The 23,697-nt window shown below is 71.1% G+C and carries 18 protein-coding genes; 7 read left to right on the forward strand and 11 right to left on the reverse strand.

Going from position 1 to position 23,697, the window contains the following annotated elements; all coding sequences use genetic code 11:
* The first annotated feature begins 122 nt into the window (after window positions 1–122).
* From ACQP0N_RS22720 to ACQP0N_RS22730, 3 genes are all read left to right on the forward strand, one after another.
* Window positions 123–1,610, forward strand: a complete 1,488-nt coding sequence (locus ACQP0N_RS22720; protein WP_433113953.1) for an aminopeptidase P family protein — start codon at window positions 123–125, stop codon at window positions 1,608–1,610.
* Window positions 1,611–2,257: 647 nt separating this feature from the next.
* The gene (locus ACQP0N_RS22725) at window positions 2,258–4,246 is read left to right on the forward strand and encodes a right-handed parallel beta-helix repeat-containing protein (RefSeq protein WP_433113955.1); all 1,989 of its coding nucleotides are present in this window, start codon (window positions 2,258–2,260) and stop codon (window positions 4,244–4,246) included.
* 275 nt (window positions 4,247–4,521) lie between these two features.
* Window positions 4,522–6,168: a hypothetical protein gene (locus tag ACQP0N_RS22730; protein ID WP_433113957.1), complete on the forward strand. Its 1,647-nt coding sequence runs from the start codon at window positions 4,522–4,524 to the stop codon at window positions 6,166–6,168.
* Window positions 6,169–6,241: 73 nt separating this feature from the next.
* Here ACQP0N_RS22730 and pulA read toward each other — a convergent pair whose 3' ends face one another.
* The 5 genes from pulA to ACQP0N_RS22755 all read right to left on the reverse strand — a co-directional run bounded on the left by pulA (window position 6,242) and on the right by ACQP0N_RS22755 (window position 14,727).
* Window positions 6,242–11,743 carry a pullulanase-type alpha-1,6-glucosidase gene (gene pulA, locus ACQP0N_RS22735; RefSeq protein WP_433113959.1) on the reverse strand — a complete coding sequence of 1,834 codons (5,502 nt, stop codon included), beginning with the start codon at window positions 11,741–11,743 and terminating at the stop codon, window positions 6,242–6,244.
* A 110-nt stretch (window positions 11,744–11,853) separates the two neighbouring features.
* Entirely contained in the window at window positions 11,854–12,552 is a 699-nt protein-coding gene (locus tag ACQP0N_RS22740) for a cellulose binding domain-containing protein (protein WP_433113961.1), read from the reverse strand.
* Between the two features lie 92 nt (window positions 12,553–12,644).
* Complete coding sequence (locus ACQP0N_RS22745; RefSeq protein ID WP_433113962.1) at window positions 12,645–13,310, reverse strand: hypothetical protein; 666 nt, start codon at window positions 13,308–13,310, stop codon at window positions 12,645–12,647.
* Window positions 13,311–13,445: 135 nt separating this feature from the next.
* Window positions 13,446–13,835, reverse strand: a complete 390-nt coding sequence (locus ACQP0N_RS22750; protein ID WP_396804507.1) for a hypothetical protein — start codon at window positions 13,833–13,835, stop codon at window positions 13,446–13,448.
* 49 nt (window positions 13,836–13,884) lie between these two features.
* Window positions 13,885–14,727 carry a hypothetical protein gene (locus ACQP0N_RS22755; protein ID WP_433113964.1) on the reverse strand — a complete coding sequence of 281 codons (843 nt, stop codon included), beginning with the start codon at window positions 14,725–14,727 and terminating at the stop codon, window positions 13,885–13,887.
* Between the two features lie 19 nt (window positions 14,728–14,746).
* Between ACQP0N_RS22755 and ACQP0N_RS22760 the strand changes: the two genes are divergently transcribed.
* Complete coding sequence (locus ACQP0N_RS22760) at window positions 14,747–14,926, forward strand: hypothetical protein (protein ID WP_355052790.1); 180 nt, start codon at window positions 14,747–14,749, stop codon at window positions 14,924–14,926.
* A 1,125-nt stretch (window positions 14,927–16,051) separates the two neighbouring features.
* Window positions 16,052–16,720, forward strand: a complete 669-nt coding sequence (locus tag ACQP0N_RS22765) for a C39 family peptidase (protein ID WP_433113965.1) — start codon at window positions 16,052–16,054, stop codon at window positions 16,718–16,720.
* A gap of 119 nt (window positions 16,721–16,839) precedes the next feature.
* Here ACQP0N_RS22765 and ACQP0N_RS22770 read toward each other — a convergent pair whose 3' ends face one another.
* Window positions 16,840–17,538, reverse strand: coding sequence for a DedA family protein (locus ACQP0N_RS22770; RefSeq protein ID WP_355053534.1), 699 nt, complete (start codon window positions 17,536–17,538; stop codon window positions 16,840–16,842).
* A gap of 259 nt (window positions 17,539–17,797) precedes the next feature.
* Between ACQP0N_RS22770 and ACQP0N_RS22775 the strand changes: the two genes are divergently transcribed.
* Window positions 17,798–20,650, forward strand: coding sequence for an aconitate hydratase (locus tag ACQP0N_RS22775; protein ID WP_433113968.1), 2,853 nt, complete (start codon window positions 17,798–17,800; stop codon window positions 20,648–20,650).
* Window positions 20,651–20,855: 205 nt separating this feature from the next.
* On the opposite strand, the gene ACQP0N_RS22780 is transcribed toward ACQP0N_RS22775, so the two are convergent.
* Window positions 20,856–21,260: a hypothetical protein gene (locus ACQP0N_RS22780; RefSeq protein ID WP_433113970.1), complete on the reverse strand. Its 405-nt coding sequence runs from the start codon at window positions 21,258–21,260 to the stop codon at window positions 20,856–20,858.
* On the reverse strand, window positions 21,247–21,432 hold the full coding sequence (locus ACQP0N_RS22785) for a hypothetical protein (RefSeq protein WP_433113972.1): 186 nt from the start codon (window positions 21,430–21,432) through the stop codon (window positions 21,247–21,249). Before ACQP0N_RS22785 ends, ACQP0N_RS22780 begins: the two co-directional genes overlap by 14 nt.
* A 195-nt stretch (window positions 21,433–21,627) precedes the next feature.
* Between ACQP0N_RS22785 and ACQP0N_RS22790 the strand changes: the two genes are divergently transcribed.
* Window positions 21,628–21,852, forward strand: a complete 225-nt coding sequence (locus ACQP0N_RS22790) for a winged helix-turn-helix domain-containing protein (RefSeq protein WP_421472149.1) — start codon at window positions 21,628–21,630, stop codon at window positions 21,850–21,852.
* Here ACQP0N_RS22790 and ACQP0N_RS22795 read toward each other — a convergent pair.
* The 3 genes from ACQP0N_RS22795 to ACQP0N_RS22805 form a co-directional block, all read right to left on the reverse strand.
* Window positions 21,829–21,999, reverse strand: coding sequence for a hypothetical protein (locus ACQP0N_RS22795; protein ID WP_433113974.1), 171 nt, complete (start codon window positions 21,997–21,999; stop codon window positions 21,829–21,831). The two genes, ACQP0N_RS22790 and ACQP0N_RS22795, sit on opposite strands and share 24 nt — an antisense overlap.
* 81 nt (window positions 22,000–22,080) lie before the next feature.
* Window positions 22,081–23,328, reverse strand: coding sequence for an RNA polymerase sigma factor (locus ACQP0N_RS22800; protein ID WP_433113976.1), 1,248 nt, complete (start codon window positions 23,326–23,328; stop codon window positions 22,081–22,083).
* 4 nt (window positions 23,329–23,332) lie between these two features.
* The gene (locus ACQP0N_RS22805; protein WP_357134355.1) at window positions 23,333–23,668 is read right to left on the reverse strand and encodes a YciI family protein; all 336 of its coding nucleotides are present in this window, start codon (window positions 23,666–23,668) and stop codon (window positions 23,333–23,335) included.
* Between the last annotated feature and the right edge of the window lie 29 nt (window positions 23,669–23,697).

Below are 23,697 nucleotides of genomic sequence, written 5' to 3' on the forward strand. Positions count from 1 at the left end.
TTTCCACGCGCTCCGTCGGCCCGTCGCAGCCGTCCGTCGTTCGGGGCGCTCCCGGCCGCCACCACCGCGAACCGGGCGCGCGGTACCGTCGGGACCAGCCACGAGCGGAGGGGAGCGGCGCAATGACCGAGGAACGCAAAAGCACCGAGGGTACGCCGACAGACGGCACGGAATCGCACGATCCGGACTTCCCGGAGGCGTTCCTGTCGTTCATGCGGCAGGGCTGGCGCGACACCGAACTCCCGGTCACGCCGCGTCCCGAGGTCCCCAACTACGCCAAGCGGCGCGCCGCGCTCTCCGCGGCCTTCCCGGGCGAGACGCTTGTCATCCCGACCGGCGGCGAGAAGGTCCGCGCCAACGACACCACGTACCCGTTCCGGCCGGGCAGCGACTTCGCCTACCTGACCGGTGACCACGACCCGGACAGCGTGCTGGTGCTGCGCCCGAACGGCTCGGGCCACGACGCGACGCTGTACATGCGGCCCCGCTCGTCCCGGGAGACCGACGAGTTCTTCCGCAGCCGGCACGGTGAGCTGTGGGTGGGCCGGCGGCACACCCTCGGCGAGAAGTCCACCGAACTGGACCTGCCCACCGCCGACCGGACCGGGCTGGAGGCGGCACTGGCCGACCTCGCTCCGGGGCGTACCCGGGTGTTGCGCGGTTTCGACGCCCAGGTGGACGCGGCCGTGCGCCCCTACGACGGGCCGCGCGCCGAGGGGCAGCCGGCCCGCGACCGCGAGCTGGCCATCGCCATCTCGGAGCTGAAGCTGGTCAAGGACGAGTGGGAGATCGGCCAGCTCCAGGACGCGATCGACGCCACCGTCCGGGGCTTCGAGGACGTGGCCCGCGTCCTGCCGGCCGACCGGGCCGTCTCCGAGCGGCTGTTGGAGGGCATCTTCGCGCTGCGCGCCCGGCACGACGGCAACGACGTCGGGTACGGCTCGATCGTCGGCGCGGGCGAGCACGCCACGATCCTGCACTGGGTGCACAACCACGGCGCCACCCGACCGGGTGACCTGCTGCTCATGGACATGGGGGTGGAGGGGCGCAACCTCTACACCGCCGACGTGACCCGGGTGCTGCCGGTCGACGGCCGGTTCACCGCCCTGCAACGCCAGGTCTACGACATCGTGTACGCCTCGCAGCAGGCCGGCATGGACGCCATCCGCCCCGGCGTGAAGTTCAAGGACGTCCACCTGACCTGCATGCGGGTGCTCGCCGAGGGCCTGTCCGACCTGGGCCTGCTGCCGGTGGGCGTGGACGAGGCCATGGACGAGAAGTCCTCGGTCTACCGGCGCTGGACGCTGCACGGCTTCGGTCACATGCTCGGCATCGACGTGCACGACTGCTCGAACGCCCGCAAGGAGACCTACCGCGACGGCGCCCTCGGCGAGGGCTACGTGCTCACCGTCGAGCCGGGTCTCTACTTCCAGCCCGAGGACGAGCTGGTCCCCGCCGAGCTGCGCGGCATCGGCATCCGCATCGAGGACGACGTCCTGGTCACCGCGACCGGCGCGGTGAACCTGTCGGCCGGCCTGCCGCGCACCTCCGACGAGGTGGAGACCTGGCTGGCCGAGCAGCGCGAGGCCGGGCCCCGCCTGCCCGGCTGACCCAAACCCCACCCCTCGACCCCGAGCCCCTGGGGTCGCCGCCTCGGCATCGACCTGGGCCAGTGCCTGGACCTTGTCCGGGCCTGGCCTGGTCCTGGCCGATGCCCGGACCTGGCCTGGTCCTGGCCGATGCCTGGACCTGGCCTGGGACTCGGGCCTCGGTCTGGACTCGTGGCCGGCGGGTGCCGGACCGCCGGCCGCGGCCCGGCGCGTTGATCCACTCCAGATCACCGAGGTTGGGGTATCCAGGCGCCGGGATACCGCGCCATCGGCGCACTGGAGTGGACCACGCCTGCTACCGGCCGAGATCCACTCGACTTCCTTGATGTCGGGGTTTCCGATCCGCTCGGAGAGCGCATCTTCCAGGAACCCGAGCCGATCACCACCAGCGGCGCCGCCGAACGCCCCACGCCGGGCGGCAAGGGGCGCCTCGTGGTGTTTGAGCTGCTCACACCCCTTCCTGTCCCGCCGGACCGTTACGGGCTCGTGCCCTAACTTGAGGCATATGCGGGGTTTTCTCAGATACGTCCGCCTCGCGAAGATAGTTCTCATACGGTGGGCATCAGAGGCTACAAGCCATTTGTAGCTGGTCGTGGCGCTGCGGGCGGTGCGACCCCGTCTGGTAGTAGGAAGGGCGGAAGGCTCTGATGTCCGATGACATAACGAGTACCGAAGGCGGGGCCTCGACGGCTCCGCCAACACGACGACGACGGGCCCTGTGGGTTGCCGGCGTCGCGGGCCTGACCGGGGTGGTCGGCCTGGCCGCCCTCGGTGGCGTGGCCGCACGGGACGACAAACCCACCTCCGCCCGGGTGTCCGACGCACAGCCGTCGACGAACCGGCAGAACGTCAGCGACGCCGGCGCGAACGCCGACGGCGGCAAGGAGGACGGCGGCAAGGAGAATGGTGGCAACGACGAGTGGAGCGGCGGCGACTGGAGCGGCTTCGACGACCGGGCCGGCAAGGACGACAAGCGGGACGAGAAGGATCGCACCAAGCAGGTGCCCTGCGACTCGGACAAGCTGATCCAGGCGATCACCTTCGCCAACAACGGCGATGGCGGTGTCCTGGAACTGGCGAAGGGCTGCACGTACACCCTGACCCGCAACCAGGACGGCAACGGCCTCCCGGTGATCACCGAAGCCATCACTCTCAAGGGCGAGCACACGACCATTGGTCGTGCGGCCACCGCCGACTACTTCCGCATCCTGAACGTCGGCCCGGGCGGGCAGCTCACCCTCAAGGGCCTGAGCATCAAGGGTGGGCAGACCATCCAGCAGGCGATGACCGTGGAGCCGGCGACGGTCTGGGGGCCGTACTCAACCTCGGCCCGGACCACGGCGGCCACGGGTAGGCCGGCGGCCACCACCGCAGCGGGCGCCGCAGCCCAGCCGGCCACGACGGCGGCGGCGAAGTCGGCGACGTCCACCGCCCCGGCCAAGGCAGCGGCCGCCAAGCCGACGACAACGACGGCCAAGCCGACGGCGGCCAAGCAGGCAACGACCAAGCAGGCGGCGGTCAAGGCTGCGGCGGTCAAGGGCGCGGCCGCCAAGCCGGAAGCGAGCAAGGCGGCGGAGCCCACAGCAGCGACCAAGGCGGCAGCCGCAGCGAAGCCGGCAGCGACAACGGCCAAGACGGCCACGGCGGCGAAGGCAGCGGCAGACAAGCCGGCAACCGGAACCACAGCCAAGTCGGCAGCGGCAACCGCCCCGGCCCCGACGACGACGGCGGCGGCCGGAGCTCAGGTGACGCCGCTGGTGGAGGAGCCCGGGTTCAACGACGGTGCCGGGGTGCTCGTACAGCCCGGGGGTCGGGCGGAGATCCTGGACAGTGAGCTGCTCTACAACCAGTCCGGCGGCAACGGCGGTGGGCTGGCGAACTTCGGCAGCGCCAGGCTCAGCAAGAGCACCGTCCCGCACAACACCGCCTTCTTCTTCGGCGGCGGCATCTTCAACGCCGGCGTGCTCCAGGTCGACGAGTCGAAGATCGCGGACAACACCGGGATCATCGGTGGTGGCGGCATCGCCAACGGCGCGGCCGAGATCTTCACCGAGTCCGTCGACGGCGGTGCGGTCTGGGTCTACAAGAGCGAGATCACCGACAACGAGACGCTCGGCTTCGGCGGCGGCGTCCTGGACGTCGAGGGCACCACGACCCTGCACGACACGAAGATCACCGACAACACGGCGGTGCTCGACGGGGGCGGCGTTGCCGTGGCCGACAGTCAGCTCACCCTCAAGCACGCCACGGTGGCCAGGAACAGCGCTGGCCGCGACGGTGGCGGTGTGGCGGTCGTCTCCGACAGCACCGCGACGATCGAGGACACCGCCATTAAGGACAACACCGCGGGGTCCGGCGGCGCTGGCCTCTTCAACGACGAGAGCCGCACGACGCTGCGCGACAGCGAGGTCGTCGGCAACCGGGCCATCGGCCCGTTCGCCCGCGGCGGCGGCATCCTCAACACCGAGGGCAGCGAGGTCACGCTCCACCGGACGAAGGTGGCGCACAACTTCTCCACCCTTGAGCCGGGGGGCATCTTCAACAGCCTCGGCGGCACCGTGACGCTGGACGACGAGTCCGCCGTCACCGCCAACCGCCCGACCAACTGCTTCAACGTTCGGGACTGCTTCGCCTGATCGGGTGGGGCTGAACCATATAGAACGCCCCTCCGAGCCGCCAACGGCTCGGAGGGGCGTACCCATTTGGGCAGGTCAGGGGCTTGCAGCCCGGCCCGTCCCGACCAGACCACCCCGGGCGAACATGAACCTAATGTGGGGTTGTTTCGGATACGCCCGCGAGGCGAGGAACATTCTCATAAGTTGGCTTTGGGAGCTACAACCGATTTGTAGCAGGGGACGACCGTCTGAGGGCGGCGACCCTGTCTGGTACGAGGAGAGGGCAGAGAGCTCCGATGTCCAACTACCTAACGAACAACGAAGCCTCCGGGCGGGCGACGGCCAAGAGCCGCCGCAAGCTCTGGCTCGCCAGCGGCGTGGCCGGTCTGACGGGCGTGATCAGTCTCGCGGCGGTGGGCGTCGCGGGCAGCGCCGGGGCGGTCGGCCTGAACTGGAACACCGCGCAGGTGAGCAAGGACGGCGACCAGCACGGTGACGAGGGTCGTGACTGGGACAAGGACCAGAACAAGGACAAGGACAAGGACCGGGACAAGGACCACGAGCGTGGGAAGGAGGTGCCCTGCGACACCGACAAGCTGATCCAGGCGATCGTGTTCGCCAACAACAAGCACGGCGGTGTGCTGGAGCTGGCCAAGGGCTGCACCTACAACCTGAGCCGCAACGACTACCAGGGCAACGGTCTGCCGGTCATCACCGAGAACATCACCCTGAAGGGCGAGCACACCACGATCGCCCGTGAGGCCACGGCCGACTACTTCCGGATCCTCAACGTCGGTCCGGGCGGACACCTCACCATCAAGGGCCTGACCGTCAAGGGTGGTCAGACCCTCGAACTGTTGAGCGCCGTCGAGCCGGCGGCCGTCTGGGCTTCCTACTCGGACTCCGAGGCGATCGCGGCGCAGGTGAAGGCCGGCGTTCCGCTGGACCAGGCCCTCACCGCCCGGCAGGCCAACCCGAAGGCGGGCCTGAAGGCCGCGCCCAAGGCGACCCCGAAGGCCGCCACCAAGGCGGCGCCGGGCGCCGTCACGCCGCTCGTCGAGTACCCGGACGACAACGACGGCGCGGGCATCCTGGTGCAGCCGGGCGGCTCCGCCGAGATCATCGAGTCCGAGGTCGTCCTCAACCAGTCCGGCGGCAACGGCGGCGGTGTGGCCAACTTCGGCACCACGAAGATCTGGCACAGCACCGTCGCGGGCAACACCGCCTTCTTCTTCGGTGGCGGTGTCTTCAACGCCGGCCTGCTCAAGGTCGAGGAGTCGAAGATCAAGGACAACACCGCGATCATCGGCGGTGGCGGCATCTCCAACGGTGCCGCGGAGATCTTCACCGAGGACGTCGACGGCGGCACGGTCGAGCTCAAGAAGGCCGTGATCAGCGACAACGAGACGCTGGGCTTCGGCGGCGGCTACCTCGACATCGAGGGCAACACCACCGCGTACGACACCGAGATCACCTCGAACACGGCGGTCCTCGCCGGTGGTGGTCTGGCGGCGGCGGACAGCCAGCTGAACCTGCACAAGGTGACGGTCGCGAAGAACAGCACCGCCGGGGTCGGTGGCGGTCTCGCCATCGCCTTCGACAGCGCGGTGACCGTCGAGGACAGCTGGATCAAGGAGAACACCGCCGGCTTCTTCGGCGGCGGGGTCTTCAACGCCGGCAGCATCCTCACGCTGCGCAACAGCGAGGTCGTCGGCAACCGGGCCATCGGCCCGATCGGGGTCGGCGGCGGCATCTTCAACATCTTCGGCGAGGTCAACCTGTCGAAGACGAAGGTCGCCAACAACTTCTCGACCTTCGCGCCGGGCGGTGTGTTCACCTTCTTCGGGCCGGTGAACGTGGACGACAAGTCCGCCATCACCGCGAACCGCCCGACGAACTGCCTGGCCATCCCGGGCGGCGCCATCGAGAACTGCTTTGCCTGATCAGGAGCACGAGCACGACGCACCACACGGACCGGCCCCCTTCCGCGCGACGCGGGAGGGGGCCGGTCCCCGCTCACTTCTGGACGAACACCGCCACGCTGCGCGCCGGCACCGTGAAGGTGCCGGCCGCCCGGTCGAACGACGCCGTCCGTAGCGCCGGGTCGGCCGAGTTGACCAGCACCGGGTGCAGCGACACGTCCGCGCCCCGCAGCCCGGTCACCGTCTGCGTCGCCGTCTCCGGAGTGCCGTTGAAGACCACGGTCAGCGCGGTCCACGCCCCGCCCAGACCACGCGCGTCAAGCGTCATGGTCAGCACGCCCGGGGTCTCCGACTCGCCGGACAGCGGGAACGCCACCCGCCGCTGCACCTGCTCGGCGCTGTCCAGCCCGAACACCGGCGACGACGCCCGGACGCGCAGCAGCTCGCCGTACCGGGCGTCGGTGGTGCCGATCGCCGAGCAGTCGGGCACCAGGGCCGGGTCCGCGAGCAGCGGCTTCGCGTACGGCCACTTGTCCTGGTTGTCCTGCGCCGGTGGCAGGCCGACGCCGAACCCGTTGCCGTTGGCGCAGTCCCAGCGGATCTGGTTGAACCAGTCACCGGAGTTGAACGAGTTGCGGTCCAACGACTTCGACCGCAGCCGTTCGGTGCCGGCGGTGACGAACCCGGCGCCCTGCCCCAGCACCACCGTGCTCAGCGCCAGCACCTGCATCCGGGACCGGTCCGCCGCGCTGGTTCCCTGCGGCAGCTTGTACGCCAACGCGTCGTACAGGATCTCGTTGTCGTGCGCGTCGACGTACGTGACGGCCTCCCCCGGCGCGGCGGTGTACCCGGCGGGCGAGCCGTTGTAGTCCACCTGGGCCCCGGTGACCGTACGCCCCGAGGTCTCGGTGAACCGGTAGTCCCGCAGGTTGCCGGTGAGGCCCACCTTGATCAGGTCGTGGGCGTGCAGAAGACGGGCCTTCTGCACGGCCGCCGACCCGTTCACCGGGTCGCCGTTGGGGTCGGTGTAGAGCCCGGAGGCGAAGCCCTGCACGCGCGGGTTGGCGTCGAACGGGCCGCCGCCGCGCACCGCGTCGCGCAGCCGGTCGTTGAACGTGCCGATGCCGGTGCCGGCCATGTTGGCCTGGGTGGCCTGCTCGAACCGGGCGTCGTTGGCGACCTCGCCGAAGTTCCAGCCCTCGCCGTAGAGCATGATCGCCTTGCCGTCCACGCCGTCGCGGGCGACGGTCAGCCGGTCCAGAGCCGTACGGACGGCCAGGATGTTCGCCTTCGGATGGTGGCCCATCAGGTCGAACCGGAAACCGTCCACCTTGTACTGCTTTGCCCAGGTGACCAGCGAGTCGACCACCAGCTTGCCCATCATCGCGTGCTCGGGCGCGGTGTTCGCGCAGCACGTGGAGTTGGCGACGGTGCCGTCGTCGAGCAGCCGGTGGTAGTAGCCGGGCACCACCTGGTCGAGCACCGACCTGGGGTCCACGCCAGCCGCCGCCGTGTGGTTGTAGACCACGTCCATGACGACCCGCAGGCCGGCGTCGTTCACTCCGGCCACCATGCGACGGAACTCGGTGGTCCGCGCCGCCCCGCCCGGGTCGAGGGCGTAGCCGCCCTCCGGAACGGTGTAGTGCAGCGGGTCGTACCCCCAGTTGTAGCCGTCGGTGTCGGCGACGGCCGCGACGCACGTCTGCTGCTGGTCCGAGTCCGGCGGCAGCGCCGCCAGGTCACAGGCCGGCTGGCGCTGGTCGGCCCGCTTCTCGGGGATGGTGGCGAAGTCGAACGCCGGCAGCAGGTGCAGGTGCGTCACACCGGCGTCACCCAACGCCCGCAGGTGGGTCATCCCGGCGGTTTTCGGGTCGGTGAACGCCAGGAACGTCCCCCGCCGCTGCGCCGGCACGGTCTCGTCGGCGATGGAGAAGTCGCGCACCGACAGCTCGGAGATCTGCGCCTTCGACGAGGGCACCCCGGCCGGCTTGCGCAGCGTGCGCCACCCGGGCGGGGCCAGCGCCGGGTCGTCGAGATCGACGAGCTGGCTGTGCGTGGAGTCGGCCGCGAGGGATACCGAGTACGGGTCGGTGACCGACGCGGTGACCATCCGCTGCACGGCCGGCTGCCACGCCCGCACCCGGTAGCGGTAGTACTTCCCCGTCCAGGCGTGGCTGCCGCGTACCGACCAGACGCCGGTGCGGTCGTCGCGGCGCATCGCCACCGTCTTCGGCGCGGCCGTGGGCGAGTCGAACAGTTCCAGCTCCACCGTCCGGGCGGTCGGCGCCCAGAGCGCGAGGCTCGGCGTCCGGCCGGCGAAGGTCGGGCCGAGCGTGACCTGGGTGGCCCGGGAGTACACGTCGTCGAGCACGCCGGGGATCTGCACGCCGGTGGCGGCGAGCAGCTTCCCCTGGGCGTCGCGCTCGGTGACCAGCAGCTGCCCGCGCAGCGCCGCCGGCACCTTCGCCAGGTCACCCCGGTCGAGGGTGAAGGCCCGGTGGGACCACAGGTGCGGAAACGCCGCGCGCTGGGCCTCGGTGAGCCCGTTGCGCTGCGCGCGTAACGGCAGACTGGTGTACGCCCCGGACAGCTCCCCGTCGACGACGCTCACCCCGCCGGCCGGGGCGGCCACCAGGGCGTACACCCGGCCGTCGGTCGGCGGGGTCTGCCAGGCGATGGTGGACCGGTCGATCCAGTGCGCCTTCTGCTTGCCGATGTCGGTGTCCCCGCCGGCGCTGGTCGCGGTGGACGGCAGCAGCCGCCCCGGGGTGGCGGCGAGCAGCCACACCTCCCGGCCGGCGCTGGCGAAGTCGAGCCGCTGGTCGTCGGGCAGGTCCTTGGTGTCGCCCTTGTGCAGGATGTAGTTCAGCCCGGTCGCCCCGGCCGCCAGCGGCACCCGGAACACCGCGCCGAACGCGTCGGTCGAGGTGGGCGCGAGCGGGCTGGCCCAGTCCGTCGGGTTGGCCGCGCCGTCCCACAGGTGCAGACCCCACCCGTCGTAGTTGCCGTCGGCCCGCCGATAGTGGATCACCGCGGTGCCCTCCTCGACCGCCGGGTCCGGTTGCCCGGTGGCCGCCTGCCGGCTCGGATAGACGGTCGCGTCGCCCTGCTTGAGCCAGATCTCGCCGGTCCGGGTGACGTCCATCGTGCGGTCCTGGGCGACGTCCTTCGTGCCATCGGAGTCGACGACAACGAAACCCACGGACTTCGCGCCCGGCTTGAGCTTCACCCAGGCGAACCGGCCGTAGGAGTCCTCCCCGGCGAACGGTTGCCCGGTGGGCCACTCGGTGACGTACGCCGGGTCGATGTCGCCCCAGGCGTACAGGCCCCAGTCGTCGTACCCCCCGGCCGGACGCTGGTAGTGCACCACCGCCCACTCCCGGGATCCACCCAGCTCGGGCGTGCCGACGACGGCGACGGACCGGGCGGTGGCGGTGCGGCCCCGGCCGTCCCGGACGACCGCGCGGTACTCGACGCGGGTGCCGCCGGCCAGCCCGTCCAGGTCGTGGTGCACGGTGTACGGCGCGTGGTCGGCGCTGCCCAGCAACGTCCACCGGCCGCCGCCGACCCGGGCCGCCACCGTGACGGTCGACAGCGGGTCGCCGGTCACCTGCGCGGTGACCGCCGCCCGGGTCGCCACCGACGCGTCCGGCGCGGGGCTGGTGATGGCGATGGTCGGCGTGCCGCTCCCCCGGGCGATGGGGCTGCCCGCGCGGTACACGGCCGCCGACAGCGGCGGCACGGTCAACGTGACCTTCCCGTCGCCACCGGCCTTCGCGCTGGCGGACGCGCCGTAGATGCCGGTGAAGGTGGCGCCGGCCGACCAGGTGTCCACGCTGACAGTCTGCGCGGTCGCGGCGTTGTTCACCGCCACGAGGTACTCGGTCCGGTCGGCGGGCGCGACGCGGGAGGCGGCGAAGACGCCGGGACCGTCGGCGGCGTACCGGGTGACCTGGATGCCGTCGCGCAGCGCGGGGTGCGCCTGGCGCAGCCGGCCCAGCTCGGCGATCGTCCGGTACAGCGGGTGGGCGGTGTCGAACTGGTCGCTGGCGTGGGTGCGGTCGGTGCCGAGCAGGTCGTCGTCGAGGTAGTCGGGCACCTTCGAGGCGAACATGTCCTGCCGGGCGTCCTTGTCCCCACCGGGGCCGGTGAAGCCCTGCTCGTCACCGGAGTAGATCACCGGCTGGCCGCGGGTGAGGAACATGAGCTGGTGGGCGAGCTGGTCGCGGCGAAGGTGACTGGTCGGGTCGGTGCCGCCGCCCGCGATGAACGACCCGATCCGGCCCATGTCGTGGTTGCCGAGGAAGGTCGTCAGCCGGCCGGCGTCGGTGTCCCGGGCGGCGTAGAGGTCGTCCCGGGCGTACACGTCGGCGAGGGCCTTCGCCGAGCCGCCGCCCGCCGTGTAGCCCCGCGCGGCCTCCTGGAACGCGAAGTCGAGGGTGGCCGGCAGACCGCCGCGGCGCACGTACGTCGACGTGACCTCCGGATCGGCGCTGTACACCTCGCCGAAGACGAAGAAGTCCCGTCTGCCGGCCTTCTCGGCGGCCCGCTCGACGCCCCGGGTGAACTGCGGCCAGAAGTCCATGTTGACGTGCTTGACGGTGTCCAGCCGGAACCCGTCGACGCCGGTCGCGCCGATCCAGTCCCCGTACGCCTTGGTCATTCCCTGGACCACCTCGGGCCGTTCGGTCCACAGGTCGTCGAGACCGAAGAAGTCGCCGTACTCGCTGTTCTCGCCGGCGAACGTGGAGTCGCCCCGGTTGTGGTACATGCTGGCGTCGTTGAGCCAGGCCGGCACCTTCACCGTCGCGTCACCCGGCTCGGGAAGGACCGGCGTGTACGGGCCGGCGTTCGCGTCGACGGTCGGGAAGTCCCGGCTGCCGTCGGCGTAGTTGCGGTCCTCGAAGGCCCGCCCCCGCGCGTCCGTGTACGGCGAGGTCGCCTTGTCCACGTAGGCGTAGCGGTCCTCGGCGTACCTGATGACGTCGGCGGTGTGGTTGACCACCACGTCGAGATAGACCTTGATGCCTCGCCGGTGCGCCAGCGAGACCAGCTCCTTGAGCTGGGCGTTCGTGCCGAAGTGCGGGTCGACCTGGGTGAAGTCGGTGATCCAGTAGCCGTGGTAGCCGGCGGAGACGTCGTTCCCCTCGCCCTGCACCGGGCGGTTCTTGAAGATCGGGGCGAGCCAGATGGCGGTGGTGCCCAGGCCCTGGATGTAGGACAGCTTGTCGATGACGCCCTTGAGGTCACCGCCGTGGTAGAAGCCCTTGTCGGCCGGGTCGAGACCGGTGCGCAGCCGGTCACCGGTGAGCCCGCCGGAGTCGTTGCGGCGGTCGCCGTTGGCGAACCGGTCCGGCAGGACGAAGTAGAACTGCTCGGCCCGCGCGGCGTCGACGCCCGCGGCCAGCAACGCGTCGGCGCTGGGCTCGTCGCGCCACTGCACCGCGCCGGTTGCAGTCAGGGGATCGGCGCTGGACGGCCGGGGATCGGCGTCGGCGCCGAGGGGACGGGCGGATACCGGCGTGCCGACGAGGGTGACGGTGAGCAGGCTGACGAGCGCGAGCAGGGCGGTACGGCGTATCGGCGGGGGTTTCATCGACGGCCTTCCTCTGGTCGTGATTGGCCGCACGCTAACCCTTGCCGCAACGATCTGCAATACCTTGCAAACAAAGTCGTAACAGAGCAGCAAACTTGCGGAAGGCTCGCTCAGAACCCGCTACACCGCGCCCCGTCGACAGTGCACCCGCGCGGCGTCGAGGACGCCCGCTGCAGGTGGAACCGCAGCGCCACCGATCCACCGGCCGGCACGTCCACCCCGCTGACGTACGTGAAGCCGCCGTCGAACTGCCGCAGCGTCCCCTGGGGTACGCCCTCGACCCAGGTGGTCACCAGTCGACCACCGGCGAACTCGAACCGCACCGTCCACCCACGGTCCACACCGGACGAGTTGACGATCAACACCTCGCCGATGAAACCGCCGTCGAAGCTCTGCACCACCCGGTAGCGTCCGCTCACCGCCGACGGCTGCTGCGGCGGCCGGACCGGCGGTCGCGCCGACGTCGACGCCACCGTCGGGCCGACCGTCGACGGCCGCGACGTGACCGGCGTGACCGGCGCGCTCGGCGGCAGCCCGCTGGCCCGCGGCGACAACCCGGGCAACAGCGCCGAGTTCTCCGGCAACGGCGTCGGCGACAGCCCGGACGGCGACACCGGCGCCTGCGGCAACGGCAGACCCGCCGGTGGCGGCCCGCCGTCCCGCGCCGGACTACGCCCCCGGTACGCGCCCAGCGCCACGAACAGCAGGACCACCATCACGACGACACCGGCGCCCACCACGATCCACGGCGACGACGCGATGGCCGCCGGACCGTGCGACGGTCGCGGGGCACGACGCATGCCGGACATGTACCTCCCTCAGCGGGCCGTCCGGGCAGCCTAGCGATCGACGGCACACCCGGAAAGCGTCGGCGTCGCGCGCGACGCGGCTCGACGCACGGTCAGCTGAGCCGGCACTCCACCCCGTTGATCACGCACCGCACCGGACGCTGCGCCGATCCATCCCAACTGACCCGCAACCGCAGGGTCTGCGTGTCACCGGCACCCAACGACTCTCCGCCGCTGAGCACGAACGCGCCGTCACCCTGCGCCGCCACCGAGATCCCCGCCGCGCCGCTGACGCGCAGGCCCCGCGTGTCGTCCGCGAAGGCCAACTCCACCCGCCAGTCCACCGACCGGTCCGACCCGTTGGTCACCGACAGCGTGGCATCGGTCGCGTTCCAGCCATCCGTACCGACCTTGTACTGCGCCGACACCGCCGGGTCCTTCGTCGCCAGGGCCGCGGCGCTCGTCGCACCCGGCGACGGCGACTTCGTGGTGGCGCGCGGCGACGGCGTCCGGCTGCTGCGCGACGCGCGCGGCGACGCCGACCGCCGCTCCAACCCACCCGGCGTCGGCGCCGACGACGCGGCAGCCGGCGTCGTCGGCAGGAACACCGGCGGCGCGGCCTGCGGCGTGCCTTCCCCCTCCCGGGTACGGAACGACAACAGCGCGACCACCAACAGCACCGCCAGCGCGCTGACGCCCACCAGCACCACGATCCACGGCAGCGACAGCACCACTCGCGCCGTCCGCGGACCTCCCGCGCCGTCCGGCCCCACCGCCATCAGGTCTCCCCTCGTCCCACCGACGCGACAGCGTAGCCAGCGCCGGGCGGACCGGGAACCTGGCGGGTACGGATCGGACCGACCGGCCCCCTCCGTACGGAAAACGGCTCGGATGGGTCGACGCTCCGCTGGCGGTCAGCCCGTCCGGACGACCGTGCAGATCAGCGGCCCCTCACCCGAGGTCCGTAGCAGATAGCGGTACCGCTCCCCCGGCACCGCACGCCCCTGGCTGTCCAGGAACTCCCACTCGACCGACACCAGGGTCAGCAGCGCGGACACCGGCTGCACGTCCTCGATCCGGGCGTGCGCGGCGATCAGCTCCCGGTCCTGATAGTCGGGTGCGGCGCCCACGAAGGACAGCGCGACCGCTGCCAGCGAGGTGAACGAGAAGCTGTACGTGTCGGCCACCACCAGCCCGGGCAGGGCGTAACAACCACCGAGGGACGGCAGGTCGCCCGAGGTCAACGCGGCGCCGTACCGGTCGAAGAACCCGGTCAGCGTGTCGAGATCCGTGGAGGCGTTCACGGCGAGAGCAATTGCCCCGCACCGGGTGGACCAAACCTCGGGTCGAACCTCAGCGCGGCGGGACCCGCACCTCGATCTCCGTACCCAGTCGGGCGCCCCCGGCCAATCCCAGGTCGTCACCACTCCAGAACCGGCCCGGGTCGTACCAGTTCGGACGCTTGCCGGCGGGCAGCAGGCCCATCGCCTCGTAGGTCACGGCCACCACCTCGGCGCAGTACGCCGTCTCCAAGGCCCGGTCCCGCGTGGCCGCGCTGGTCGGAGCGGCAGTTGTCCCCCGGTTGGCCGCGGTGCCCGCGGCGACCGGGGTGGCCCCGCTGGTCGGAGCGGTCGGGGTGGCCCCGCTGGTCGAAGCGGTCGGGGTGGCCCCGCTGGTCGAAGCGGTCGGGGTGACCGAAGCGGCGGGATCGACCCAGGCCGCTTGGGCGGCCCGCGATACGGCTCGGAGTGCCGCCCGGCCAGGACCCGGCAACGACGGCACCCGGCCGCGCACCCACCGCCACGCCAACTGCGCGGTCGACGGGAACGGCGTGCCGTCCAGGCGTGCGACGGTCCGCAGCACCGCGCGTTCCATCTCGCCCTCGGCCGGCGGGTCGAGCTGCCGCAGCCAGGCCCGCTGACCGTACCGGTTGGCCCACACGCAGACCGCGTCCCGCAGATCGTGCAACTGAACACCGCGCTGGTGCGTGCCCGACCACAGGTCCGGCAGGGACTTGCCCAACTCCGCGTGCCACATCAGCGGCGGCATGTCGTCCAGCACGACGGCCATTCCGACGTGGTTGACCGGACTGTTCGTGGTGAACTGGATCGCCCGGTCCGGCACGCTACGACCCCGGAACACCCACACGTCGCCGGTGCGGGTCAACTCGACGGCCTCATCCAGGCTGATGCTCATGAGGGACTAGCCTAGGCCGATGCGGCAACGAGTGCGGTGGTGGAAGGTCCTCGGCCTGGCCGGCCTCGCCGGGGTGGCAGCGTCCGGTGTGGTCATTGCGCGGGCCGAACGACGCCGACGCGCGTACACCCCGGAGGAGATCCGGGAGCGCCTGCGGGAACGTCACGCCCAGGCCAATGAGGCAGCGGACTCCGCCTAACCACCCGCCGGTCCAACCTCCGGCAACCTGGGGAAGTCCGTGCGGAACGTGGCGCGCGGGCATGATCGTGCTCGATCCTGGTTGTAGTGGCCTCGAGCGCGCGGCGAGGGCACTCTTTCCTGGTTCGAGCACGATCTTGCTCCGTGTGCACCCTCTCAGACCCGTCGGGCTCGTGCGCCCTGCTCGGTGAGACAGCACTTTCGGGGATGTTTCTGCCTCACAGCCGGCTAAGGCAGCAAAATCCCCGATATTGCGCACATCATGGGACCCGCCCAGGCGTGGCCTGTCGGGGTCAGCGTCGGCTCAGGTCGGGTCAGGTCGGGTCGGCTCGGCGTCGGGTCGGCGTCGGGTCGGCTCGGCGTCGGCTCGCGTCGGGCCGGCTCGCGTCGGGCCGGATCGGTCGGCGTTGCGAGTTGTCCGGTTTTGGTGGTTGGGCGGCGCTCGGGCAGTCGCGGTCGGTCGTGCCCGCGCCTCGATCGACTCCAGGTCGCCGATGTGGGGGCATCCTCTGTGCGCGGATGCCGCCACGTCGGCGATGTCGAGTCGATCATCCCCGGTGAGGCCTGACGGTCTGTCCCGCCTGGGAGGTTTGTCCCGTTCAGGGTGGGTGCCGTGACGGGTCGCACCCCGGCGGCGGAATCCCGGGCCGGACCGGGTCGTTATACGTGGCACGCCGCCGCGATCCTCGGGTCACAGCCGCGCGACCCCGGTCGTAGTGCGAGAGAGCCGCCGCCGGGAACACCTCCCGGGTCGTGGTCGTTACACACCTCGCACCGCCGAGCAGCAGCTCAGGCCGGTAGCCAGCCCCGGGAACACCCGCCGGGTCGGGGTCGTTACATCCCCCGCACCGCTGAGCAGCAGCTCAGGCCGGTAGCCAGCCCCGGGAACACCCGCCGGGTCGGGGTCGTTACATCCCCCGCACGGCCGAGCACCACCGGCCGCCCCGGTCCCCGGGCGGGAATGATCCCCCGGCCTGGACCGTTGCACCACCCTCCGGAACACCCGAGCAGGCCCCGCTGGGTCGCCGGGCCCGGTCCCCCAAGAACTTTCTCCCGCCTCGGCGCGCCCCCGTGTGCCGAGCGGTTTCCCCCGGATCCCCCGAATGAAGCAGAGGAGCACGCCATCATGCGTACCGATCTGATTCGTAAGACCGCTCTGACCGCCGCTGGCCTCGCCTTCACCGGCGGCGCCATCGCCGGCCCCGTGACGACCGCGTTCGCCGCGGAGAGCACCGCCAAGCCGACCAGCCAGACGCAGACCCAGTCTGATCGTAAGGGTCATGGTGAGCGTCAGTTGGGTGTGCGCTACGAAGCGCAGCCGAACTTCTACTACTGCGGCCCCGCCGCTACCCGTAACGCCCTGAGCGTGCAGGGCAAGGACATCAGCGTGGACGCCATGGCCAAGGAGATGGGCACCACCGAGGCCGGCACCAACAGCATCAACGACATCACCCCGGTGCTGAACAAGGAGACCGGCAAGACCGACGCCTACCACAGCGTCGAGATCAGCAAGCCCGACGCCGACGCCACGCAGACCGACAAGCTGCGCGCCGACATCGTCAAGACCGTCGACAACGGCCGCGCCGTGGTCGCCAACATCGCCGGCACCAGCACCGACACCGACGGTGGTATCCACTCGTTCGAAGGCGGGCACTACATCAGCGTCGTGGGCTACCGCGACAACGGCAACGTGGTACGGATCGCCGACTCGGCCGACCCGAACACCGCCGCCTACGACATCACCGTCGAGCACCTCGCCGACTGGATCGCCACCCGCGGCTACGCCACCAGCTGACAACCACACCAAAAAGGGCCGGACCCCACGGGGTCCGGCCCTTTGGCATGCCCGGGACATGAGCAGATCTTGGACAGTTTCCGTTAGCGCCGAACGGAAATTGTCCAAGATCTGCGCGTTCAGATGTGCGGTCGGCCGCCGGCGCGAGTTGGCTCCGCGGAACGCATCGGCTCGGCGGACGGCACTGCCTCGGTGGACGGCTCCGGCTCGGCGGCCTCCAGACGGTGGGCACGTCGACGCAGCCACCACGTGCTGCCCAGGCCGGCCAGCACCGCGAGAACAAGGCCCGCCCAGGAGATGTCCTTGAGCCAGTGCTCGGCCGCCCGACCGACGCTGAACAGCAGGTACGTGGTGCCGAACGCCCAGACCAGCCCGCCGGCGGCGTTCGCCACCAGGAACCGCCGGTACGGCACGTGCAGGGCCCCGGCGAGCGGGCCGGCCAGGATCCGCAGCAGCGCCACGAACCGGCCGAAGAACACCGCCCACACACCGTGCCGGGCGAAGCTCTGCTCGGCGCGGGCGAGTTGGGCGGGGCCGAGATGACGGGGGAAGCGTCGGCCCAGCCGGGCGAGCAGCGGACGGCCCCCGCGACGACCCACCGCGTACCCGATGGAGTCACCCACGATCGCTCCGGTCGCGGCGGCCGTCGCCACCCACTCGGGTTCCACCACTCCGGTGGCCGCGAGCAGTGCGGAGCTGACCAGGACGATCTCACCGGGCAGGGGTACGCCCATGCTCTCCACGCCGATCACCCCGGCGACGAGCAGGTAGACCGCGATCGGCGGCAGCGACACGAGCCAGTGCTGGACGTCGAACACGGGTGACCCTCCTCCGGCCGGGCCTCGAACCCTACCCGTGGCCGACGCGGCGAACCGGTCCCTCGACTACTGCCGCACATTCCGTAACGCGTCCTAGGAGGCTAGGGGTCAGGGTGGCGAGCGGGTCGGCCGGGTTGCGCAAATAGCAAGACGGACGTACGGTTTTGTTTGAGAGCAGAATCGGCGGTAAGTGTTACCTAACCTCGGCGGCGCCCCGGCCGGTGCGACAGACTGCTCAGGACTACTCACGGTCGCTGGTGTGAAGGAGTACGACGTGGCGAGCCTCGACACCTTCGGTGCGAAGACCCAGCTACGCGTCGGAGACGCGAGCTACGAGATTTTCAAGATCGACAAGGTGGACGGCCACGACCGGCTGCCGTACAGCCTGAAGATCCTGCTGGAGAACCTGCTGCGGACCGAGGACGGCGCGAACATCACCGCCGACCACATCGAGCAGCTCGGCGGGTGGGACCCGACCGCCGACCCGAGCGTGGAGATCCAGTTCACCCCGGCGCGGGTGCTGATGCAGGACTTCACCGGCGTGCCCTGCGTGGTCGACCTGGCCACCATGCGCGAGGCCGTCCGCGAACTCGGCGGCGACGCCACCAAGGTCAACCCCCTCGCCCCCGCCGAGCTGGTCATCGACCACTCGGTCATCGCCGACCTGTTCGGCCGCGAGGACGCGTTCGCCCGCAACGTCGAGCTGGAGTACGAGCGCAACAAGGAGCGCTACCAGTTCCTGCGTTGGGGCCAGACCGCGTTCAACGAGTTCAAGGTCGTCCCGCCGGGCACCGGCATCGTGCACCAGGTCAACATCGAGTACCTGGCTCGTACCATCATGGAACGCAACGGGCAGGCGTACCCGGACACCGTCGTCGGCACCGACTCGCACACCACGATGGTCAACGGCCTGGGCGTGCTGGGCTGGGGCGTCGGCGGCATCGAGGCCGAGGCCGCGATGCTCGGCCAGCCGGTCAGCATGCTGATCCCCCGGGTCGTCGGCTTCAAGCTCTCCGGCGAGATGCCGGCCGGCACCACCGCCACCGACCTGGTGCTGACCATCACCGAGATGCTGCGCAAGCACGGCGTGGTCGGCAAGTTCGTCGAGTTCTACGGCCCCGGCGTGAGCGCCGTGCCGCTGGCCAACCGGGCCACGATCGGCAACATGTCCCCGGAGTACGGCTCCACCGTGGCGATCTTCCCGATCGACGCCGAGACGATCCGCTACCTGGAGCTGACCGGCCGGGACGCCGCGCAGGTCGCGCTCGTCGAGGCGTACGCCAAGGAGCAGGGCCTCTGGCACGACCCGGCGGCCGAGCCCTCCTACTCGGAGCGCCTCGAGCTGGACCTGGGCACCATCGAGCCGTCGCTCGCCGGCCCGAAGCGCCCGCAGGACCGGGTGCCGCTGGGCAGCGCCAAGACGCTGTTCCGCTCGGCGCTGACCGATTACGTCGCCGACGACTCCGCCGGCGAGCGTGACCTCAAGCCGAGCGTGGCCCGCGAGGAGCTGCCGCGCGGCGCGAACGGCCCGGCCGACGAGGCCAGCGCCGAGTCGTTCCCGGCCAGCGACCCGCCCGCCAACGAGTTCAGCGACCCGGCCGACGAGCCGCGCGACCTGGAGACCGCGGCCACCGGCGCGGGCGGTCGGGCCAGCAACCCGATCCGGGTCACCGGCACCGACGGCGTCGAGTACGAGCTGGACCACGGCGCCGTGGTGATCGCCGCCATCACCTCCTGCACCAACACGTCCAACCCGCAGGTGATGATCGGCGCGGCCCTGCTGGCCCGCAACGCGGTCGAGAAGGGCCTGACCCGCAAGCCGTGGGTGAAGACCACCCTGGCCCCGGGCTCGAAGGTCGTCATGGACTACTACGAGCGGGCCGGTCTCACGCCGTACCTGGACAAGCTCGGCTTCAACCTGGTCGGCTACGGCTGCACGACCTGCATCGGCAACTCGGGTCCGCTGCCCGAGGAGGTGTCGGCGGCGGTCAACGAGCACGACCTGTCGGTCGTCTCGGTGCTCTCCGGCAACCGGAACTTCGAAGGCCGGATCAACCCGGACGTCAAGATGAACTACCTGGCGTCCCCGCCCCTGGTCGTCGCGTACGCCCTCGCCGGCACGATGGACATTGACCTGGCCAACGAGCCGATCGGTGAGGACACCGAGGGCAACCCGGTCTACCTGCGGGAGATCTGGCCGAACAGCGCCGAGATCCAGGACGTCATCGCCCAGGCGATCGGTGCGACCGGCTTCAGCGCCGCGTACGCCGACGTCTTCGCCGGTGACGAGCGGTGGCAGTCGCTGCCCACCCCGACCGGCGACACCTTCGCGTGGGACAGCGACTCGACCTACGTGCGCAAGCCCCCGTACTTCGAGGGCATGCAGCAGGAGCCGAGCGCGGTCGTCGACATCTCCGGCGCCCGGGTGCTGGCCAAGCTGGGTGACTCGGTGACCACCGACCACATCTCGCCGGCCGGTGCGATCAAGGCGGACTCCCCCGCCGGCACCTACCTGGCCGAGCACGGCGTGCCGCGCCACGAGTTCAACTCGTACGGCTCGCGCCGGGGCAACCACGAGGTGATGATCCGGGGCACCTTCGCCAACATCCGGCTGCGCAACCAGCTGGTGCCCGGGGTGGAGGGCGGCTTCACCGTCAACCACCTCACCGGCGAGCAGACCTCGATCTACGACGCCTCGATGGCCTACCAGGAGGCCGGCATCCCGCTGGTCATCCTGGCCGGCAAGGAGTACGGCTCGGGCTCGTCGCGGGACTGGGCGGCCAAGGGCACCATGCTGCTGGGCGTCCGGGCGGTCATCGCCGAGTCGTACGAGCGGATCCACCGCTCCAACCTCATCGGCATGGGCGTGCTGCCGCTGCAGTTCCCGGTGGACGTCACCGCCGAGTCGCTGGGCCTCACCGGCACCGAGATGTTCACCATCACCGGTGTGACGGCCCTGAACGACGGCGAGACCCCGCGCACGGTGACGGTCACGACCGACACGGGCGTGGAGTTCGAGGCCGTCGTGCGGATCGACACCCCGGGTGAGGCGGACTACTACCGCCACGGCGGCATCCTGCAGTACGTGCTGCGCCGCATGATCGCCAACTGATCGCGTACACCTGAGAAGGGCCGCTTCCCGCGCTGGCGGGGAGCGGCCCTTTCACGTCTCTGCCTTCCCGTGCGTGCCCCCCGGGTAGCTGTCTCGCGCCCTTTGCTCTGCTTCACTCGGGGCAACACTGACCGGGCAATACTGTTGCGCCCGTTGAAGCAGAGCAAAGGGCGCGAACGAGGTACGGCCAGCCAAGGGTCCCCGCTCAGCGCAGGCGCAGCGCGACCGCGCGGGCCTCCTCGTCGGTGAGGGGCAGGAACCAGAGGAAACGGCGGACGATGGCCACCGGATCGGGCCCGCCCGGCTGGCCGCGCAGGTCGCGGATGGCCCGGCGGGTGATCCGGGAGAACTCCGGGATCAGGGTCGCCCGGCGGGCCGCGTCCGTCGGTGCCGCTCGCAGCGCCGGGCAGGGCCAGTCCCGCCCGCAGGCGTCGCAGATCCACGAAGGACCATCGGCGGTGTGCCCGGCCGGCGGGCCGCACCGGGGCCGCCAGCGTGATTCGGGTACGACGCCCGGCGGGCGATACGACCGCTGGCGTGGTCCGGTCGGGTCGGCTGTCGCCGAACGGGGCCACGGCAGCCGGCCGCTCGCGTCCTCAGAGGAAGACACGGCAGCGTGACGCGTGCTCGCTGAGGGTCTGGGCCAGCTCGGACAGCGCCGTGAACCGCTCAACCGGCAGCGCATCGCCGCACTCGCCACACTCGATCCGATCGGTACGGATCGGCCATCGCCACGCATCGACGTTGACGGGCGCCTGCATCGGCTTCTCCTCGGGCAGCACCGGCACCACCTCCACACGACGGGCGGAACGCCCGCCTCCTGTCACGAGGCGGGACGCCCCTTTCTCCGGCAGCGACCCGTGCCGACCCGATGTCCACCAGGGGCCACGCCTTACTTCTCCAAGGTAGTGCCAGCAGTGCCATCAAGGCAAGCAGTGCCATAGGTGCAAGCAGGGTCCGAATGGGTAGGAAGGACGATGACGTCCGTGCCCATCCCGTACACGGCCCGAGAGATCGAGGACGATCTGACTCGACGGATCGCCGCCGGGGAGTTCCGACCGGGCTCACGCCTACCGACGTACGACGCGCTGGCCCAGGAGTACGGGTCAGCCCGGCGGACGGTCGCCCGTGCCGTGGACGCTCTCAAATCTCGCGGACTGGTGGTCGGCGTACCGGGCTCAGGAACCTTTGTCGCCGAGTAGCGCGTCGAGGTGACCGGCAATCTCGCGGACGTCATCGACGTACGAGACTCCACTGACCCCCGCCGGCCCGGCGCTCGCCCTCGCCCCGGCGACCCGGAGCGCGCCGAGGGAGAAGATCGCGCCGATCTTGCAGTATCTGTTGTCCACATGAGTGGGATGCCCCTTTTACCGGGACAGAAAGTGCAAGATCGCGGAGCGGGGGCGCTGCCGGGGAGTGCGGCTGGTTCGTTAGCGGGACAGCTCGGTCGCTCGCTCCAGCAGTGCGCTCCGCTCGGCGGCCGAGTCCACCGCTGCCGCCGCCGCCCGGAACAGGGTGACCGCGCGGCTCCGTTCGCCCAGCCGGGCCACCAGGTCGGCCTCCACCGCCCCGGCGAGCGGGTAGCCGGACAGCCCACCCTCGGCACGCGCCTCGTCGAGCAGGCCCAACCCGGCGGCCGGCCCGTACGCGTAGCCGTGCGCGACCGCACGGTTGAGCGCGATCACCGGTGAGGGCCGGAGGTCGGCCAGCGCGTCGTAGGCCCGCGCGATCGTGGACCAGTCGGTGGCGTCGACGGATGTCGCGGTGGCGTGGCAGGCCGCGATCCGGGCCTGCCACGCGTACGGCCCGTCGTCGCGTACCCGAGCAAGAGCCGCCTGGCCCTCGGCGATGGCCGCGCGGTCCCACCGCGCGCGGTCCTGCCGGGCAAGGGTGAGCAGGTTGCCGGCGGCGTCCCGACGGGCGTCCCGGCGGGAGTGCTGGAACAGCAGCAGCGCCCGCAGCGCCGCGACCTCGGACTGCTCCGGCATCAACCCGTCCAGCAGCCGGGCCAGCCGCACGGCCTCGTCGGCGAACGCCGGTTCGCCGTCGGGGACGTAGCCACGGGTGAAGAGCAGGTACAGCACGGCGAGCACTCCTGGCAGCCGTTCGGCCAGCGCCGGCCCGGTCGGCACCCGGTACGGGATGCCGGCCTGCGCGATGCGGGTGCGGGCCCGGGTCAGCCGGCGGGTCATCGTCGACTCGCTGACCAGCAGGAGGCGGGCGATGTCGGCGGTCGGCACCCCGCAGACGGTCCGCAGCGTCAGCGCCACCCGGGCGTCGAGGGCGAGCGCCGGGTGGCAGCAGGTGAAGACGAGTCTCAAGCGGTCGTCCTCGACGTCGTGCTCGGGCCGCGCGTCGGTCGGCGCGAGCAGCGCCAGGTCGTGCAGCTTGCGGCGCTCCACGGTGGCCCGACGCAGCACGTCAAGCGCCCGGTTGCGGGCCACCGTCATGAGCCAGCCACCGGGATTGACCGGCACGCCGTCGCCGGGCCAGCGTTCCAGCGCGACGGCCAGGGACTCCTGGGCACAGTCCTCGGCCAACGCCCAGTCCCCGGTCAGTCGGATCAGGGTCGCGACGATCCGGGGGTACGCGTCCACGCCGGCGGCCGCGACGGCCCGCGCCGCCGCGGCCGAGCCGACGCTGTCCGACGCACCGGTCGTGGTGTCGGTGCCGGTCATCCGCTCAACTGGACAGAGCGCCGAACGGGCGCAGCTCCAGCCGCCCCTCCCGGGCCATCGGGTGGGTGCGGGCCACCTCGATCGCCTCGTCCACGTCGGCGCAGTCGAGCAGGTCGAAGCCCACGATCACCTCGGCGGTCTCCGCGAACGGTCCCTCGGAGACCAGCAGCTCGCCGTCACGGACACGGACCGTGGTGGCCGCGCTGGTCGGCGCCAGCACGTTGCCGGTCAGGCGGCGGCCCCGGGCGTCGTTGTCGGCCACCCACTTGTGGATGTCGGGCAGCTCGGTCGGGTCGGTGTCCGGTGCGGTGTCGCTACAGACGAACATCATGAACTTCATCGGTCGCTCCCTGTCTTTCGGGTTGTCGC

It is taken from the genome of Micromonospora sp. CA-246542, from assembly GCF_050942905.1.
Classification (GTDB): Bacteria; Actinomycetota; Actinomycetes; order Mycobacteriales; family Micromonosporaceae; genus Micromonospora.